This window comes from Pseudomonas sp. Je.1.5.c, assembly GCF_051129895.1.
In the GTDB taxonomy this organism is placed as follows: domain Bacteria; phylum Pseudomonadota; class Gammaproteobacteria; order Pseudomonadales; family Pseudomonadaceae; genus Aquipseudomonas; species Aquipseudomonas urmiensis.
This window is the reverse complement of record NZ_JBCPSP010000034.1, coordinates 20,965-39,667: the sequence shown is the minus strand read 5'-3', so window position 1 is coordinate 39,667 and position 18,703 is coordinate 20,965. Positions and strand designations below refer to the sequence as shown.

Sequence of the window (18,703 nt, the reverse complement as noted above, 5' to 3'; positions counted from 1 at the left end):
CTGCCTAAGGGTGCCTTCATCCCGCCTCAGGTTTCGACACTGTATTTTCTTGCTAGCGTTTCGAGGAACAACAGGTTATGCGTTTCCACAACCTCTTCATACTCATTGACCTGCCATAGGCCGTTCTTCTGTAGGCCTTTGTCAAACAAGCTTTTCAGGCCCAGCCTGTGGCCGATTTCGCCTTGCAAAAATACCGGCCGTTCGAAATAGTCACTGACATAGGCTTTCAGACAACCGTTGAGGTACAAATGGTTGGTGACGCACACCGCCTTGTCGCGGAAAATCATCTCGCTGGTGAGATCCCCTTTGTACGCCTCACGCAGTACAAATTTATTGACCATCTTCTTCGCAGCGCCATGCCCTGCCCTGCCTGACGTGGTTTTAAGCGCCAGCGGCATGGGGATACCCGCAGAAAAGTTAGAAAGCTTGCGATCGTAGAAGGGCATACTGCAAAGGTTACCGAAGGAACGGGTTCCACCGAGCATGTAGGCAATATCGGACGTGTACTGCCTGTCCCAAGCAACTTGGACGATATCGTTGAAGACCTCCCGAGACCCCTCGGTAAAGTCGACGTTATTGTCAATAACCTCGCCAAGCGCGCGAATCAATTGCTGACCCGTAGTCGATTGCGAAACAGGACTGGCTTTATGGTAATGGAAGAAGTGCTTGGCTACATAGGCGGACAGATCCTGCATCATTTCCAGACGCAGCATACCGCGGCGATTACGGCCATTCCCGCTCAGGGATTTGAGACTGCCCCCCGCAAGCGCAACAGCTTTGCGCAGCACTGGATAATTGAGCAAATGATGCAGGGCCATCCGGTCCACGGAATTATAGTGCGGCGTATGTAAGCGCGTATCCTGCCCGGCAAAAATATTGATACCGGTAAGCCCTATCGCCTCCATACGGTGAGCGGTCGCCTGTAGATAAAGCAAGCCGGGGTAAGGAAAATTACTTTTGCCCAGTAGCGCGTGCAGGTCGACGGCTTGGTTCGGGTCGACCTCGACTCTCTCGAACGGAATATTGAGCTGTGCCGCTACCGACCGAGCATCACCCGTTTCGTCATACTCGGCATTGGCCGTTGCAAAGGAAATAGCCGTCAAATCCTGCAGGCCCAAATCGCGTTTCAAGGTAATGGCCATTACCGATGAGTCGATTCCGCCAGAGAGATAAATGCCATTATTGTTGGTTACCCGCTTTGCATGGGCATCGACGATATTCTGTCGAAGGCCGCCGTAGACCTCCTCGACGTCCACACGCTCCGGCGCCAGGCGATTGCAACCCGTTACCGTCACCCGCCCCCCTGCCTCAACCGTGACCGTTTTTCCTCGAGGTACGACAAAAATGTCTTCGAAGAGTGTGTTTGGCTCTGAAACATATTCAAAGGCCAGATACTCAGCACAGGACAGCGCCGAAAAACGCCGCTGTTCTCGCGCGGTGAGGACTTCATAAACACTGGTGCCGACAATAAGTCGGCCCTTCTCGATCGAATAAAACAGCCCCCCCGCGCCAGACCAGTCACGAGAAAGAACGACTTTCCTGTCCTCAACAAAGACTGCAACCAGCGCATATTCACCATTTGGCTCATAAAGCGCTCCCGACCGCACCGAGCGAGCCCAACGTTCAAGCTCAACGCTGGCATCGCAGCCCGCGTAGGGTCTGAAATCAGCCAGAACCGTGATGCCTTCGATATCCACGCCACGCCCAGGATTAACGTCACCCAATGAACGCACGTGATCTTTCCACTCCGCAACGCCACCACTTAGCTTGATATCGAACAAATAGCTCACGTTTCCTGACTCCAATCAAAACTGTATTGACAATCCGCTGTTGCCAGCGTCATCCCCGGCGTGCGAAATTGTAACCGCCATGGGCAACTGTCTGAGCGCTCGAGTAATTAGCGACATCCGATTTACGGACCAGCGCCGATGAGACATAAAAGCCTGATTCGGTGATGGAGCCTGATACCGTCGTGCCTGCGCCGATCATGGTGTGGGAGGTGATTTTCACGCCCTGAACGATTAATGCCCGAGAACCCACGTAGACATGATCATCGATTGTAATGGGCGCCTGGATCTTCACGTGATTCAGGTCGAAACCATGGGTCCAGAATTGTGTCCCGTCACCGGCGATGGTCACGTCATCGCCCAAGGTAATTTCATCTGACAGGTCGAATGAATGGTGACTTGTGATGACACTGGACTCGCCTATTTTCAACTGCTCGTGCAGTTTGAAAGGCGATACCCCGGGACGGGTGCCGAATGCCACGTTCCAAGATCCCATATGCGAGGACGCACCGACGTGCAAAGCGGTGATAAATTTGATTCTGTTGAAGCGCCCAATTGAGACGTTGTCGGCAAGCTTGAGTTCGTTCAACTGCATCAGGTTGAAAGGCCCCATCGTGATACGGCCCAGCTCACAGCGCTCAACCAGAATCACGTTGAACGGTGCGATCCGGGCGGAGGGGGCTATCTGATAGCCCAACAGGCGCCGATAGCAAATCAACCGCAAAGCATTGAATGGCAACACCGCGATAATCAGGGCAATAATTTTCTTCATTTTTTATTCTTCATCCAAACCAAGCTTAACGAGATGAATAGCATGTAAAACATTGAGCTGGCAGCCATCGACACCGCGAACGCCATCAGCACATCAGAGTCAAACAGATAAAGTACGCTGCAGTAGACACACATCGACAGCACAGTACCGATCAGGATGTTGCCATTGCGATTGGCCCTGTTGAGGTAGATCTCCAGGTAGGCTGCAATGCACCAACACACGACATACAGCATGACCACCAGAAACAGACCCGATATGCCGACAGGCACTGGAACGCTCAGGTAGTCCAACACGTAAATCGAAATAAACGAGAGGATACAGGCCATCATCAAGGCAGCCGCATAGAGCGCAAAGGTGCGACAGTGGTAGCTAAGGCTCTCGCTGACAAACAACTTCTTGGCCAGATACCCGGTGATGGAAATGTGTGCCAATTGGACAATAAGCGCCAAACGTTGCACGAACGAGAGGGAGAACATCTGCTGCTCACTCAAGTGCGTGTATGCGTATATCTTCCCGAAATTTGCGATCAGCATGGCCAATGCCACGCTTAGCAGAACGGGCCACGCGTAGGCCAATGAGCTCATCAGGCCTGCCTTTACTTCAGAGAAGCGCTGCTCGCCCGCGCGTCTGCCAGAAGCCATCACCACGAACAGAGACACCAAGTGCGGCACGGCGATCGCGAGGGTAATGGCCTGACTCTCTTGAGCATTCGCCAGCAGCCAGAGCAGGCTCAGCCCTACCAAGTAGACCGGGATGGTGTAGTAGAACACGCGAGCTGGGTCATCCTTGATTCTGTAAAGCACGGCAAGAAATGCCGCCATCACCAGAAATAGTGACCTTGCCGCCACATTGGAAAATTCGTGGAGATACGCGGAAGATGCCAGCCACAGCGCCACCCAGATCAACAGGGCAGCCAGCAGATAGCACTTGATCATGACCCGCAGGCAGTTAAACAACCGCTGCACTACTTCCATCGACTCCTGGCCCTGGCGATAGGCATACAATACGTAGATCCGTAAACCGCCATCCAGAAATAACGCCAACATGGCGGACACTGCAAACACATACTCCACCTGGTTGTAGCCGGACTGACTTTTGGTCAACCACAGAAACAACAAGGGGAAGCAGAAGATCAAGCCCTTCTCACAGTAGCTCAACAAGGCGTATGACAAGAATTTTTTATAAGCCCCAAAATATCTTTTAGTTATCACGCCACCGACCATCCGGGCAAAATCATGGAGATACAAAGATCTGAAAGACTGGCTAGGCTACTGTCAAATACCGGTTTAGGCATTTGATCCACCTTCGTTCCGAGTCAGGTAATCCACCACGCTTTCCAGCCCACGGCCGTCGCAGATCGCTGCTGCGGCTGCACTCATCCGGGACAACTCACCCTCCCGCAAACACGCGGCAACCAGCGGCTGCAAGTTTTGCTCGATGCGTGCAACGTCGCCTATCCACAACGCCGCACCCGCTGTTTGCAAGGCAGTTGCTCCAGCAATCTGATTTTCTGCCAATGTCACCATCAATGTCGGCAACCCCAGGCAACAGCGCTCCCACGAAGTGCTGCCAGCAGCGCCAATGGCCAGATCACTCTGCGCCATGCGTTCGGCCATATTGCTGACATTGACAACCACCTCGGTCGGCCATGGCATTGATCGCGCTTGGGCGCTTACTGCGTTGAGCCATGGCGCTGTTGCGCCCATGACCACTGTAATCCTGCAGTTGGCGGGCAACGCACAATGACGCAATGCCTGTAACACCGCTTGGGTCGCGTTGGGCAGATCTACCCCACCCATACTGATGAGTATGTGACCTAACGACGTGTTCGCGCGCCGCTGCAGACTGAACGTGCGCAAACGGTGAAATTCTGGACGGAGCAAGGCAAATTGCGCACCGACCAACAACTGGCAGCGGGCAGGAACCCGATGCAAGTAGTGGGCTGCTTCACGACCAAGGTTCTGATCCAGTAAAACATCACACTCATGGGAGCGATCGGCGAGGTCATCGATAACCAACAACTTGCGATAGGCATGTCTCAAACTACGCTCCCATTGTTCATCCAGGGCATAGTGATCCAGCACCAGCCAGGCAGGCTGTTCGCTCACTAGAATCTCAGCGCATTCCTGAGCATCACGCTGCCATGACACGCCTAACCAGTGAGCGTGTGCAGGCAGTGCTTCGCTTGAGTCGGTTTGTGGCGCTTGGCCAGTCGTCTCAACCATCAACGCATGAGCCTTGAAGCCCTTACTCTCGATAAGATCAATCAGGTGTCCAGGATGCGCTCGGCAAATGAACTCGCATTCTGCACCTGACGATCGCAATGCGTCAGCAAGCGACAAACAGCGCATCACATGCCCGCTACCAATCTGCAGCGAAGCATCTGCACGAAAAAGCACTTTCATCGCGTGCGGCCTCACTGGTCAGTTGATTGCATCGCTTTGAACATCCACTCGGCACGTACCCAGTCTTCTGCGGTATCGATGTCTTGGACTCGGTGTCGCGCAAGGATTACCGGCGCCGACTGCTGGCTAAATATCATTTTTCCCTGCAGCCATGCACACGCTGTTCCCCAGTAGAACTGTCCGGCGTCGTGGAAAGCCTCTTCCAGATCCTGCGAGCGCTGGTTGAAATTGGCAGGCTCGAACATTTCGATGCGATTGACTGAGGTAATACGGATGGCCCTTTGAATTGGAAACGCATAACTGGTGACGGAAAAAGCATAGTCACAGTGAGTCGCCTCAAGTACTTCCAGGCCGCGCGCCAAGTCTTCTGCCCGAACAAAGGGAGCTGTGGCGTAGAGGCAGCAGACTTGAGTGAAAGCCTTGCCCTGATCAAGCCACCACTGGGTCGCATGCGCAATGACCGGAATCGTGCCAGTGAAATCATCGGACAATGCTGCTGGCCGCAAAAAGGGCACACTGGCCCCATACTGACGAGCGACTTCAGCAATCTCCGGGTCATCGGTAGAAACCATGACCTGATCGAAGCATTTGCTCTCGAGCGCCGCCTCGATAGACCAGGCAATCATCGGTTTACCACAGAACATTTTTATGTTCTTGCGAGGGATGCGCTTACTGCCACCGCGCGCAGGAATCACAGCCAGCCTCATGACTGGAGAACCTTTGCCAGCGTGGCAACGACCTCATCCTGCTGGGTCTCGGTCATGGTTTGGAACATCGGAATACTGATGGCCTCCCGGTAGTATTGCTGAGAATGCGGGAAGTCCGATGGTACAAAGCCCATCCGCGCGTAATGCGGTTGGGTATAAATAGGAATGTAATGCAGATTTACCCCGATCCCCGCTTCACGCAGCGCTTCGAATACCTCGCGGTGCGACTTACCGATTTTTTCCAGCTGCAAACGGATTACATAAAGGTGAAGACCGGAGTAACTATCGGGGTGCTGCCAAGGCAGCACGAGAGGTAACGTGCTGAGTAGATCGTTGTAGCGCTCCGCCAGTTGGTGCCGGCGCGCGATGTAGCGATCCAGTCGTTCCATCTGGCTGACGCCCAACGCGGCTTGCAACTCTGTCATGCGATAGTTGAAGCCAAGGTCAATTTGCTGGTAATACCAAGGGCCGTCCGCTTCGTGAGTCATCTGCTGCGGGTCGCGGGTAATACCGTGGCTGCGCAGGAGTGCCATTTTCCCGGCCAGTTCGGCATCGTTGGTCAAGGCCATACCACCTTCTGCAGTGGTTATGATCTTAACGGGATGGAAACTGAATACCGTGATATCACTGTACTTACCGCTACCGATGAATTCACCTTGGTATTTACCGCCGATAGCGTGAGAGGCGTCCTCGATGACCTTGAAGCCATAGCGCTGGGCCAGTTTGTGAATAGCTTGCATATCACAAGGCTGACCACACAGGTGTACCGGGATAACGACTTTCGGCAGACTGCCTGCACGCTCGGCCTGCGCCAGCTTGCTTTCCAACTGCTGCGGGCACAGGTTGTAAGTACGTGGGTCGATATCGACGAAATCGATCTCGGCTCCGCAATACAACGCGCAGTTGGCCGACGCAACAAAACTGATCGGGGTGGTCCATACACGATCGCCAGGCCCTACGCCCAAAGCAAGACAGGCAATATGCAAAGCCGAAGTGGCGCTATTGACCGCCAGTGCATGGGCTGCACCGACGTGATTCGCTACCCGTTGCTCAAACAGCGGGACCATAGGCCCTTGTGTGAGGAAGTCGGACTGTAATACACCGACTACAGCATCAATGTCGGCTTGGGTGATGTCCTGGCGACCGTATGGAATCATGAATCAGATGCTCCCGATTTTGTCTTGATTAATGGCGATCCATTGACGCAGATCGTCATCGCTCATCCACTCCGTGTTGTTGTCACTGGAGTAAACAAAACCTTCAGGAACCTTCTTGCCGTCTTTGATACGCTCGGGGCATGTTGCCCAGTCGTTGATCACTGGCAAGATCTTGAAATGCTCAGGGTATTCATAGGTGTAGTAAGCGTCTTCGGCACTGATCATTTGCTCGTGCAGCTTCTCACCGGGGCGGATGCCTACCACTTTTTGCTTGGCATTTGGCGCCACCACTCGGGCGAGGTCGGTGACCTTCATCGACGGAATCTTCTTGACGTAGATCTCACCGCCTTCCATATCTTCGAAGGCATGCCAGACCAACTCAACCCCTTCTTCCAGGGAAATCATAAAGCGGGTCATGCGCTCATCGGTGATCGGCAACTCACCTTTGTCCATAATCGACATGAAGAATGGAATAACCGAACCTCGCGACCCCATGACATTGCCATAACGCACCACCGCCATGCGCGTGTCATGACCACCTGCATAGGAATTACCCGCGACGAACAGCTTGTCCGAAGCCAGTTTGGTAGCGCCATAGAGGTTGATCGGGCTACTGGCTTTATCCGTCGAAAGCGCAACGACACGTTTCACGCCTTTGTCGATGCACGCATCGATAAGGTTCATGGCGCCGTTAATGTTGGTCTTGATGCATTCAAAGGGATTGTACTCTGCAGTCGGCACAATCTTGGTGGCGGCAGCATGAACGACATAATCCACACCATCAAGCGCTCGGTACAGGCGGTCCTTGTCACGCACGTCACCGATGAAGAAGCGTACACGCGAATCGCCTTCGAACTTCTTGGCCATGTCCCATTGCTTCATCTCATCCCGAGAAAAAATGATGATTTTTTTCGGGTTGTACTTGGCGAGGGTCATTGGCACAAAAGTGTTACCGAAGGAACCGGTACCGCCTGTGATGAGGATGGTCTTGTTGGTGAACATTAAAACGTCCCTTGGTTGCGACCTGAACGAAATCAGGTTGGAGTAATCGGCCTGCACTGCGTTCAGAATTACAGCCCTCAACATTGCAGTGCGGCATCGTAAGAAAGCGCGCGGGTGATGCAATTGTGCTAATTAAATCAACGTTACTCGGGGCAGCCCTTTGGAACCACCAGCGCCTCAGGATTGACCCTTCCCTTCCTGAGAACCCGGCATCCAGGCGGCGCCCTGGCTGGCTGGTACAAGTCAGTGTCGCTTGGGTGCGAAATACTTGCCCATAACACACTCAATGCGCTAGGGACGACTGAGCAGCCCACCTACAAAACGACCTATCCCTCACCCTCCATTTCATAAAAACCGCATCAAGCGCCGCAACGCTGCCGCTTGAAATTCATACATTATCGCCCACTTTTTAGCTGGGCATTACCTCAGTTTTCGCCTATGCCCGTAGGAGCTCATTCCTGACCGGCAACGGATATCGGCCGAAGCTTACGAATTGGGTGTCACCAACCGCTATGGAGAAGCACTGCCTTCTGCGCAGCGGGAACTCCTCGCAATTTTGCGCATAACCGCTCACCTCAATCAAGGAAAGGGGTAGCGCGTGCGGGGAGCACAGCCTAAGCATCAACTGCTCTCGCTACCAGTGGTGGCGATTTGATCTCGGAGGCAATGACGGTAGGCTCGGACGCCACTGCAAAGCGCCGCTCAGGATTACTTTTACTCAATGCACTGAGCAGCAATGCGGCGATAACCCCCAGCGCACCCCCTACCATCAAGCCAAGCACGACAAACAGCGATTTTCTCGGACCCATAGGGCTGGTCGGATCAACGGCAAGACGATCGATACTGACTAACCGCAGATCTTTCATATCCGTTTTGATCGTGCCCAAACGCGCCCTTTCCGCCCTTAACGGCTCGATACCCTTGAGAAATAGCTCCTCATTTTCACGAGCTCGCAGAACCTGCACGTCGCGGTTTTTTTCCAGAAGCATTTGTTCCTTACGAATCTCTGCAACTCGCGGATCGGCGAAGTCATCCGAGGTCCGCTTACGCAGCGCCTGCTGCTCCGCCTCCAATGCATCTGTGCCCATGAAGTAGAGCGGAATCTGCTGACTGTTGACCTCTGTGCGCATCACGTTGCCCGCTGACTCAATGCCAGCCTGCCCTAAACTGGATGGGGTCGAGGGGCGCTTCAAACCTAACGAACGAGCAATGACAATAGCTTCACCAAGCTGAGCAATCCGATTGTCCCGCCGCAGCTTCAACTGCATGCGTAACGCTCGCAACTCATCATCGAGTTTTGCACGCTTGAGTGTGTCAGCCTCAAGTAGCTCAGCAATTCGAGCATCTTTCTTGGCCGCGTAATCAACACGTGCTGTTTCAAGTTGTGTATCCAGCTCTCTTAGCCTGTTCTGAACAATGACCTGTAGATCTCTGGCAATCTGTTGACGTTCGCTCTCAATGGCGTACTGGGTCAGGCCATTGAGCACTGACTTACCGTCCAATCCTTCTGGGAAGCGCATCTCAATGCTGACGTAGGTTTTCAAAACAGCAGTTTTTTTGGGGTCAGGCAGGACAAGCTTAAGTGCCTTGGAGTTGAAGTCCTCGAAGGCTTGCTCCACTGTGCGCCCCCCCTTCATGAAAGCTGCTTGTAGCGCTGCATCGGTGCGGAAATAACCAAGACGCGTGTCATACGAATCCAATGCTAAGCCCACGCGATTCAACGCCTCGAGCGGAGGCAACTCGTACACCTTCGTACGATTCAGTTCATCGAGATCATTCAGCGCGACGGGGAGTAAGACGGTGCTGACCTGGTACTCGGGTACCGCAGTGAAGGCATACAGCCCCGAGACCACGGCACAACAGCCTGCGACCACACCGATCAGCAGCCTCCGCTGCCAAATAGATTTGAGCAGCGCAGGGAGGTCTAGATGGTCATGGAGAATCGCTTGAGAGGTAGGGGTAATGCTGGTCACGGCAGCGCCTGTCTGTCATTGGAATAGCCAAAACCAGACAGGAGCAGTCACCTTGCATTCTTTGCACAAATAGCCACATCAGCTAAATGAAACCTCCCTGTCCAGCGTGGACGAATGGCCATTATTGTGACAGCTAGCACATATAGATACCAGCAGAACGCCACCCCTGCCCGCTCAACTTACCTGCAGTCTCCGCGCACCGACCCCGACCATTAGGTACCGTAGTAGACCCAGCATGACACCAAGAACACCTCCGACCACTAACCCCACTGCAACAATCATTGCTTTCTTTGGTTTGACAGGCTTATCCGGGGATTCAATAGCTCCATCCTGGCGGTACACCTGAATAACGCCGGGTTCGACCTTCAACGCCCGATAGAACGCAAGGGCTTCCTGGCGCTGGCGCAGGTTTGCAACGAATGGATCATCAGAGGTCCGATTACGCAAATTTGCGATCTCAGCCTCCAGCGCCTTGGTGCCGCGCATATAGGTCAGCGAACCACCCATTCCCGCCGAAACCTCACTAGAAAGAGTGTTGGAAATGATTGGTGGTTTTTCAAGACCAATCGACCGAGCCACAATTAGCGCCTCTGACAGCTTGGCAATCTGGTCTTCCCGCTGCTTACGCGCACTTTCACGCGTTGACTCGATTTGCTGTTCAAGGTTGTTAGCTTTGATCGTAGCGTCAGCCTTTACATCCTTCGAAATCTCGCTGATACCGCGCTGTCCCGCCATCTCGACATAACGCACAACCCACTCAGCCGCCTGCTGCGGATCAGCCAAGGTCGCCTTCACAAAATAACGGTTTGGCGTATCCTTCGCGGCCACGCCAAGCGACAAAACATCCTGGAAACGTGCATACAACACGTCCTGCGAACCTACCCGCTCCTCTGACGTCAAGCTCGGCAGGTAAACACTACGGAAAAACTCCCTACGCAGCGATTCCGATTGCAGATGCCGCAGGTAGATCTCGTACACATCCTTGACCCCCAGCATCGAAAGCCCAGAGTCACCGCCGCGCCCATAATTCAGCTGAGCCACATCATTCTGCGAAGGCGGCTGAACGAAGACCTTGGCTTCATAGATCGGTGTAGCAAGCAGCGCGTAAGCCACGGCTGCCGCGGTCACGATGACCGTCGTTAAAATGATCAGTACCTTCTGCTTCCACAACCCCTCAACCAGCTCGAACAGATCAATCTCATCATCACCATTGCGGCGCTCAGATTCATTGCGCATTTATTCTAATTTTCCTTGGGTCCGTCTGGTTACGTACATTCCTGAACAGGCCCGACTGAGCCACTCCGTGGCGTGTCGCCTGCCCTGATGAAGCGTAGCGGCAATTTGCCAATATGCTCGCCACTCTTCACTCCAAAAGCGTTAATCAGTAATAGAGAGGACCTCTCGCAGGAAAGTTCCTCCTTTTTCGACTAACCCTCGCCACTCCGCCAGCCGGTCATGGCGGAACTGTGACACTTACCTCATTTCCAAGCTGCGCAAACCTGTGCGCTAGAGCCTTCGCCAACACGCTCTTGCTTTCGCGCTCTCCGTGTACTAACACGACCTGCTTCGCCGCGCTGGCGCGACCCAATGCGAATCTGATCAACCCTTGTTGATCTGCATGCGCTGAGTAGCCGCCCAGTGTCATAACCTTGGCATGAATTTCAATTCTTTCACCATCCAGCTCAACCCAAGCATATTCGCTCCCCACTGCACTACCCTGTATCACCGCCCCAGGCGTCCCCCTCCCCTGATACCCGACGAAAATCACCTCATGCCGCGAATCTCCAAGCATCGCCTTGAGGTAATTGACGATCCGCCCACCCGAGCACATGCCGTTGCCGGCAATGACAATCGCCGGCCGCCCCGTGCTTTTGAGGTAATTGACCACCTGCTGATGCTTGGCATGGCCATCGATGCACAGCAGTTGCTCGAACGCCAGCGGCTTGCGCCCTTCGCTCAGCCGTTGCCTGGCCTCATCGTTCCAGAACCGATGCAGCTCCCGATAGGCTTGAGTGATGCGCAGGGCCAGTGGCGAGTCGAGGATGATCGGCAGTCGCGACCAGATGAGGGCGTCATTACCCTTGATCTCGCCCCCTGCACTGAGCAAGCCTTTGCGATGCAGAATGTCTTCCAGCTCATACAGCAGTTCCTGCGTACGACCAAGACTGAACGCGGGTATGAGGATGGTGCCTTGATCGGCGAGCGCGCGATCGATCGCGGCTTCCAAGCGTTGCTGTCGCTCACTACGATCAGGGTGCAGGCGGTCGCCATAGGTGCTTTCCAGCACCAACAGGTCTGCGCGTTCAGGTGGTTGAACGGGCCGTAACAGCGGGTTGTTGGGCGCACCGAGATCGCCCGAGAACACGACGCGTGTGCTGCCCTCTTGACCTGCCCGCTGCACATGGCATTCGACATAAGCGGAACCGAGCAGGTGCCCAGCGCGCTGCAGGCGGATGCGACACACCAGGCCATCAGCTTCGACCAGGTTGTGCCACTGAGCAAATGACAAGGGCGTAACGAGGCTTTCGAGTAGCGCCAGGTATCGCGCAACTTGAGCAGGCTCGCTGCTGACAACGAGCCTGTAGGCATCTTCCAGCACCAGGGGGAGCAGTTTTGCAGATGGCTCGCTACACAGGATTGGGCCGCGATAGCCGGCAGCCAATAAGGCAGGGATTCGGCCGACGTGATCCAGGTGTACGTGGGTGACGATGAGGGCTTGAATACCCTCGATGGAAAACCCCAGCGGCGCTGATTCGGCACCCGGGGCTGCATCACTACCTTGCTCGAGCCCACAATCGACCAGCAGGCTGGTATGGGGATCAAGGTGCAGCTGGTGGCAGGAGCCGGTGACGCCTCGGGTGCCACCGTGGTGCGACAGGAAAGGGTATTCCATGCGAGCGACACCTTTGCGGGCCAGAAAAATGAAGGGCGCTATTACTTCATTCTGGGCGCGGCCTGCCAATCGAAAAAATTGGCTGCACTTGTAGGAATCGCCTGTTAGTTGCCTGCCACGGCCGCCTGACGGGCTGAGGCGCGAATTTTGCGCTTGCTGCGCATCACCCCATAAGCACCGAGCAAAGGCCCGACCGCCAGGCCGACGACCAGGGCAGCCAGCACCAGTACCGCAACCGGCACCGCAGGCGCCGCCCAACCGAACAATACCAGGGAGACCGCTTGCTGGTTTTCCAGTACGAAGAACAGCACCACGGCCGCCAGCAGCAGAACGAACAACGCCGCCAGGGCGCGCTTGAGATTACGCATCAGTCTGTTCCTTCCCTAATCAGGTGTGGACCTCATGCTCTTCTTCATTGACCCGGTCACGCAGCTCTTTACCCGGTTTGAAGTGCGGCACGAACTTGCCTTCGAGGCTCACCGACTGGCCGGTCTTGGGGTTGCGCCCTACCCGGGGAGCGCGATAGTGCAGAGAGAAGCTGCCAAATCCACGGATCTCGATGCGATCGCCAGTGGCCAGGCATTGCGACATCTGCTCAAGCATGGTCTTGATGGCCAGCTCGACGTCCTTGGACGAGAGCAGCCCTTGATGGGTGACAATACGTTCGATCAGCTCCGACTTCGTCATATTTTTCCCTTCGTTATCAAGCAGCTAGATCATTGCTTAACCAGTTTGTAGCACGCTCTGGGGGATTTGAACAGGGCGGTTCTTGACTTAATAAAAAAATTCAAGATTGGTGCAGTGAGAGATAAGGGTGCGCACAGTGCTGGCGCATGGGATGCAACACGGACATAGAGGGGTCAGGGCCTCTGGGGCTGCTTTGCAGCCCATCGCAGCCAAGGCAATGCCTACAGCGCGCTTTAGGCATATACAACTGCTGTAGGCGAGCCTGGCCGGCACTGGCATCAGCAAGGTCGACATCATTGCCTGATTAAGCGCTATCGCGGGGCAAGCCCGCTCCCACGCTGGATACTGCTCCCTGCGCGGCAGCGCAGCCCGCAAGGGCTAAGTGATCGCCTAGGCGATGAGTGCCAGTCCTCGGCGGCAGAGAGGGGCTTAAAAGGCGGACAATAAAAAAGGGCGACCTAAGTCGCCCTTCTTTTACCGATCAAACAGAACTCAGTTCTGTTTGGCCATTGCTTCGCGCAGCAGCGCAGCCATGGTGGTGTCGGCAGCAGCTTCTGGAGCCGCTTTCAGGCTCTGGATAGCTTCGCGCTCTTCAGCGTCGTCTTTCGATTTGATCGACAGGCTGATAACGCGGGACTTACGGTCGACGCTGATGATCTTAGCTTCGATCTCTTCGCCTTCCTTCAGGACGTTACGGGCGTCTTCGACGCGGTCACGGCTGATTTCGGAAGCTTTCAGAGTGGCTTCGATGTCGTCGGCCAGGGTAACGATGGCGCCTTTGGCGTCAACTTCTTTGACGATACCCTTAACGATTGCACCCTTGTCGTTCACAGCAACGAAGTTGGAGAACGGATCGTCTTCCAGTTGCTTGATACCCAGGGAGATGCGCTCGCGCTCTGGATCGACCGACAGGATGACGGTTTCCAGCTCGTCGCCCTTCTTGAAACGACGTACGGCTTCTTCGCCGGTTTCGTTCCAGGAGATGTCGGACAGGTGAACCAGACCGTCGATGCCGCCGTCCAGACCAATGAAGATACCGAAGTCGGTGATCGACTTGATGGTACCGGTGATCTTGTCACCCTTGTTGAACTGGCCGGAGAAGTCTTCCCATGGGTTGGACTTGCACTGCTTGATGCCCAGGGAGATACGACGACGCTCTTCGTCGATGTCCAGAACCATAACTTCCACTTCGTCGCCAACCTGAACGACTTTCGACGGGTGGATGTTTTTGTTGGTCCAGTCCATTTCGGAAACGTGTACCAGACCTTCAACGCCTTCTTCCAGCTCAGCGAAGCAGCCGTAGTCGGTCAGGTTGGTAACGCGAGCCTGTACGCGAGTACCTTCTGGGTAGCGTGCAGTGATAGCGACCCACGGATCTTCGCCCATTTGCTTCAGACCCAGGGAAACGCGGTTGCGCTCACGGTCGAACTTCAGGACGCGAACATCAACTTCATCGCCAACGTTGACGATTTCCGACGGGTGCTTGATACGCTTCCAAGCCATGTCGGTGATGTGCAGCAGGCCGTCGATACCGCCCAGGTCCACGAATGCGCCGTAGTCGGTGAGGTTCTTGACGATACCTTTGACTTGTTGGCCTTCCTGCAGGGTTTCCAGCAGGGCTTCGCGCTCGGCGCTGTTCTCGGCTTCCAGGACGCTGCGACGCGAAACAACGACGTTGTTGCGCTTCTGGTCCAGCTTGATGACCTTGAATTCCAGCTCTTTGCCTTCGAGGTGGGTGGTGTCGCGCACTGGGCGGACATCAACCAGGGAACCTGGCAGGAACGCACGGATACCGTTAACGTCGACAGTGAAGCCGCCTTTAACCTTACCGTTGATAACGCCCTTGACCACTTCTTCGGCGGCGAAAGCTGCTTCCAGAACAATCCAGCACTCGGCGCGCTTGGCTTTTTCACGGGACAGTTTGGTTTCGCCAAAGCCGTCTTCGACCGCGTCCAGCGCAACGTGAACTTCGTCACCGACCTTGATGGTCAGCTCGCCAGCTTCGTTGTAGAACTGCTCGAGCGGGATGACGCCCTCGGACTTCAGGCCAGCGTGTACGGTAACCCAGTCGCCGTCGATGTCGACAACGATACCGGTGATGATCGCACCCGGCTGAAGATTGAGGGTTTTCAGGCTTTCTTCAAAGAGTTCTGCAAAGCTTTCGCTCATTTTAATTCCTGTAGATTTGGGCGAAGGAAACGCCCCTAGCCACATTCCAGACAATGTGGGTTTCGTTATGTAAAGGAAAGCGGGCAGGACGTTGACTGGTGCCCCTGCCTGCCTTCCTGTCATCAAATGAGATCGCGAAGGGCGAGCTCACTTCTGATGCGTTGCAACACCTGCTCGATGGACAACTCTGTCGAGTCCAGCTGAATCGCATCGGCCGCCGGCTTGAGCGGGGCCACTGCACGCTGGGTGTCACGCTCATCGCGCGCACGTATCTCATCCAGGAGACTCGCCAGACTAACATCTTCGCCCTTGCCCTTCAACTGCAAATAGCGGCGTCGAGCGCGTTCCTCCGCGCTGGCGGTGAGGAACACTTTCAAGGGCGCATCGGGGAACACCACGGTGCCCATGTCACGGCCATCGGCGATCAACCCGGGAGCTTCGCGGAAGGCGCGCTGGCGCTGCAGCAAGGCTTCACGCACTGCCGGCAGCGAAGCCACCATCGAGGCGCCGGCGCCGACTGTCTCGGTGCGGATGACATTGCTGACGTCTTCACCCTCAAGGATGATCTGTTGCAGCTTACCGGGTTCAGCCGCGATGAACTGCACATCCAGATGGGCGGCCAGGGCCTTGAGCAGCTCTTCGTTGGTCAGGTCGACGCCGTGGTTGCTGGCGTTGAACGCCAGCAAACGGTACAGCGCGCCGGAGTCGAGCAGGCGCCAGCCGAGCTCGCGGGCGAGCAGTCCGGCTACGGTACCTTTACCCGAACCGCTAGGTCCGTCGATGGTGATGACGGGGGCTTGCGAATTCACGATTGAGCCTCTTGCGCGACGCGGATGCCAACTTCGGCGCACAGGGCGAGGAAGTTCGGGAACGAGGTGGCGACGTTGGCGCAGTCATGGATGCGTACCGGCGCAGTGGCGCGCAGCGAGGCAACGCTGAAGGCCATGGCGATACGGTGGTCGCCGTGACCATGCACTTCGCCGCCGCCGATCGGGCCGCCGTCGATGATGATGCCGTCCGGGGTCGGTTCGCACTTCACGCCCAGGGTGATCAGGCCGTCAGCCATGACCTGGATACGGTCCGATTCCTTGACCCGCAGCTCTTCGGCGCCACGCAGAATGGTGCGCCCTTCGGCGCAGGCAGCGGCGACGAACAGCACGGGGAATTCGTCGATGGCCAGCGGCACCAGCTCTTCAGGGATCTCGATACCTTTGAGCTTGGCCCCGCGCACGCGCAGGTCAGCCACGGGCTCGCCGCCAACTTCACGCTGGTTTTCCAGAGTGATGTCGCCGCCCATCAGGCGCAGGATGTCGATCACGCCGGTACGGGTCGGATTGATGCCAACGTGCTCCAGCACCAGCTCGGAACCCTCGGCAATCGATGCCGCGACCAGGAAGAACGCCGCCGACGAGATATCTGCCGGGACTTCGATGCGGGTTGCCGTCAGCTTGCCGCCAGCCTGCAGCGAGGCGACCGGGCCGTTGGACTCAACGGCATAGCCAAAGCCGCGCAGCATGCGCTCGGTATGGTCACGGGTCGGCGCAGGCTCGGTGACGGTGGTCTTGCCTTCGGCGTACAGGCCTGCCAGCAGCAGGCAGGATTTGACCTGGGCACTGGCCATCGGCAGCGTGTAGGTCAGCGCCTTGAGCTTTTGCCCACCGCGAATGGTCAGCGGTGGACGGCCGTCCGGGCCGGTCTCGACCACAGCGCCCATCTCACGCAGCGGGTTGGCCACGCGGTTCATCGGGCGCTTGGACAGCGAAGCGTCGCCGGTCATGGTCACGTCGAACGGCTGACCGGCCAGCAGGCCGGAGAGCAGGCGCATCGAGGTGCCGGAGTTGCCGACATAGATCGGCCCAGGCGGCGGCTTGAGGCCATGCAGGCCGACGCCATGAATGGTCACCCGACCATGGTTGGGGCCTTCGATGACCACACCCATGTCGCGGAAGGCCTGCAGGGTCGCCAGGGCGTCCTCGCCTTCGAGGAAGCCTTCGACCTCGGTGGTGCCTTCGGCCAGCGAGCCGAGCATGATCGAGCGATGGGAAATCGACTTGTCGCCTGGAACGCGGATCCGTCCGGACACGCGGCCACCAGGTTGGGCCAGGAAAATCAGATCGTTGGCGTTCATAGCGTCCACATAGGCCCGACGGGCCAAGATTTTACTGAAATGCTCGCGGGCAACCCGAGCGCGGGTGAATACACCCAGCAACTGGTGCCCGTCCCCTGCATCGACCGCGTCGCGCAAGGCGTCGAGGTCGCTACGAAATGTATCAAGGGTGCGCAGGACAGCTTCGCGGTTGGCGAGGAAGATGTCGTGCCACATGATCGGGTCGCTACCGGCGATTCTCGTGAAATCGCGGAAGCCTCCCGCAGCGTACCGGAAGATCTCGAGGTTTTCATTGCGCTTGGCCAGCGAGTCGACCAGGCCAAACGCCAGCAGGTGCGGCAGGTGACTGGTGGCGGCCAGCACTTCGTCGTGGCGCTCCACCGGCATGTGCTCGACATCTGCATCCAGCGCACGCCAGAGGCGATCGACCAGCGCCAGCGCGGCAGGGTCGGTTTCAGCCAGAGGCGTGAGGATGACTTTATGGCGGCGGAACAGCGTCGCATTGGAAGCCTCCACCCCGCTCTGCTCGGAGCCGGCTATCGGGTGACCGGGGACGAAGCGCGGCAGGGACGCACCGAGCACTTCGCGGGCGGCGCGCACCACGTTGCACTTGGCGCTGCCGACATCGGTGATGACCGCATCGCCGAGATCGAGCTGGGCCAGGCGCGCGAGGACTTTTTCCATGGCCAGGATTGGCACGGCCAGCTGGATGACGTCGGCGCCGACGCAGGCGGCTGCCAAGTCTTCTTCGCAGCGGTCGACCACGCCTAGCGCTACTGCCTGTTTGCGTGAGGGTGCGTCGAGATCGACACCGACCACTTCACGGCACAGGCCGCTTTCGCGTAGGCCCTTGGCGAACGAGCCGCCGATCAGGCCGAGGCCGACGACTACCAGGCGACCGATAATCGGCGCGGATTTGTTTGCTACCACATCAACCACGAGTGCGAACCCTGTCAGAACGGCAACGAGTTGCCGGATGAAACCATGCCAGCTGGTGAGATCGATCAGGACGAATGCCTAGCCCATCGCGGGGCAAGCCCGCTC

At 56.4% G+C, this 18,703-nt stretch carries 15 protein-coding genes; all 15 read right to left on the bottom strand.

Annotation, left to right across the window (positions count from 1 at the left end; all coding sequences use genetic code 11):
• Positions 1-26 precede the first annotated feature (26 nt).
• On the bottom strand, positions 27-1,790 hold the full coding sequence (locus tag AAZU54_RS20800; protein ID WP_434727607.1) for an asparagine synthase-related protein: 1,764 nt from the start codon (positions 1,788-1,790) through the stop codon (positions 27-29).
• 49 nt (positions 1,791-1,839) lie between these two features.
• A complete protein-coding gene (locus AAZU54_RS20795; protein ID WP_434727606.1) occupies positions 1,840-2,559 on the bottom strand; it encodes an acyltransferase in 720 nt (239 codons plus the stop codon).
• Positions 2,556-3,782, bottom strand: coding sequence for a hypothetical protein (locus AAZU54_RS20790; protein WP_434727605.1), 1,227 nt, complete (start codon positions 3,780-3,782; stop codon positions 2,556-2,558). Before AAZU54_RS20790 ends, AAZU54_RS20795 begins: the two co-directional genes overlap by 4 nt.
• Before the next feature lie 63 nt (positions 3,783-3,845).
• Positions 3,846-4,964 carry a UDP-2,4-diacetamido-2,4,6-trideoxy-beta-L-altropyranose hydrolase gene (gene pseG / locus AAZU54_RS20785; RefSeq protein ID WP_434727604.1) on the bottom strand — a complete coding sequence of 373 codons (1,119 nt, stop codon included), beginning with the start codon at positions 4,962-4,964 and terminating at the stop codon, positions 3,846-3,848.
• An 11-nt stretch (positions 4,965-4,975) separates the two neighbouring features.
• Positions 4,976-5,671 (bottom strand): pseudaminic acid cytidylyltransferase, encoded by a 696-nt coding sequence (pseF, locus tag AAZU54_RS20780; protein WP_434727603.1) that lies wholly within the window; start codon positions 5,669-5,671, stop codon positions 4,976-4,978.
• Positions 5,668-6,828 carry a UDP-4-amino-4,6-dideoxy-N-acetyl-beta-L-altrosamine transaminase gene (gene pseC / locus AAZU54_RS20775; protein ID WP_434727602.1) on the bottom strand — a complete coding sequence of 387 codons (1,161 nt, stop codon included), beginning with the start codon at positions 6,826-6,828 and terminating at the stop codon, positions 5,668-5,670. Before pseC ends, pseF begins: the two co-directional genes overlap by 4 nt.
• A 3-nt stretch (positions 6,829-6,831) precedes the next feature.
• Complete coding sequence (gene pseB / locus AAZU54_RS20770; RefSeq protein ID WP_434727601.1) at positions 6,832-7,830, bottom strand: UDP-N-acetylglucosamine 4,6-dehydratase (inverting); 999 nt, start codon at positions 7,828-7,830, stop codon at positions 6,832-6,834.
• Positions 7,831-8,444: 614 nt separating this feature from the next.
• The gene (locus AAZU54_RS20765) at positions 8,445-9,803 is read right to left on the bottom strand and encodes a Wzz/FepE/Etk N-terminal domain-containing protein (RefSeq protein ID WP_434727600.1); all 1,359 of its coding nucleotides are present in this window, start codon (positions 9,801-9,803) and stop codon (positions 8,445-8,447) included.
• A 174-nt stretch (positions 9,804-9,977) separates the two neighbouring features.
• Positions 9,978-11,039 carry an LPS O-antigen chain length determinant protein WzzB gene (locus AAZU54_RS20760; RefSeq protein WP_434727599.1) on the bottom strand — a complete coding sequence of 354 codons (1,062 nt, stop codon included), beginning with the start codon at positions 11,037-11,039 and terminating at the stop codon, positions 9,978-9,980.
• Positions 11,040-11,256: 217 nt separating this feature from the next.
• Complete coding sequence (locus tag AAZU54_RS20755; protein WP_434727598.1) at positions 11,257-12,696, bottom strand: MBL fold metallo-hydrolase RNA specificity domain-containing protein; 1,440 nt, start codon at positions 12,694-12,696, stop codon at positions 11,257-11,259.
• A 104-nt stretch (positions 12,697-12,800) separates the two neighbouring features.
• Complete coding sequence (locus tag AAZU54_RS20750; RefSeq protein WP_186554762.1) at positions 12,801-13,064, bottom strand: lipopolysaccharide assembly protein LapA domain-containing protein; 264 nt, start codon at positions 13,062-13,064, stop codon at positions 12,801-12,803.
• 19 nt (positions 13,065-13,083) lie between these two features.
• Positions 13,084-13,383 carry an integration host factor subunit beta gene (ihfB, locus tag AAZU54_RS20745; protein WP_186554761.1) on the bottom strand — a complete coding sequence of 100 codons (300 nt, stop codon included), beginning with the start codon at positions 13,381-13,383 and terminating at the stop codon, positions 13,084-13,086.
• 492 nt (positions 13,384-13,875) lie between these two features.
• The gene (rpsA, locus tag AAZU54_RS20740) at positions 13,876-15,552 is read right to left on the bottom strand and encodes a 30S ribosomal protein S1 (protein ID WP_186554760.1); all 1,677 of its coding nucleotides are present in this window, start codon (positions 15,550-15,552) and stop codon (positions 13,876-13,878) included.
• Positions 15,553-15,674: 122 nt separating this feature from the next.
• Complete coding sequence (cmk, locus tag AAZU54_RS20735; protein WP_186554759.1) at positions 15,675-16,361, bottom strand: (d)CMP kinase; 687 nt, start codon at positions 16,359-16,361, stop codon at positions 15,675-15,677.
• The gene (locus AAZU54_RS20730; protein WP_428628897.1) at positions 16,358-18,565 is read right to left on the bottom strand and encodes a bifunctional prephenate dehydrogenase/3-phosphoshikimate 1-carboxyvinyltransferase; all 2,208 of its coding nucleotides are present in this window, start codon (positions 18,563-18,565) and stop codon (positions 16,358-16,360) included. Before AAZU54_RS20730 ends, cmk begins: the two co-directional genes overlap by 4 nt.
• Positions 18,566-18,703: the final 138 nt, after the last annotated feature.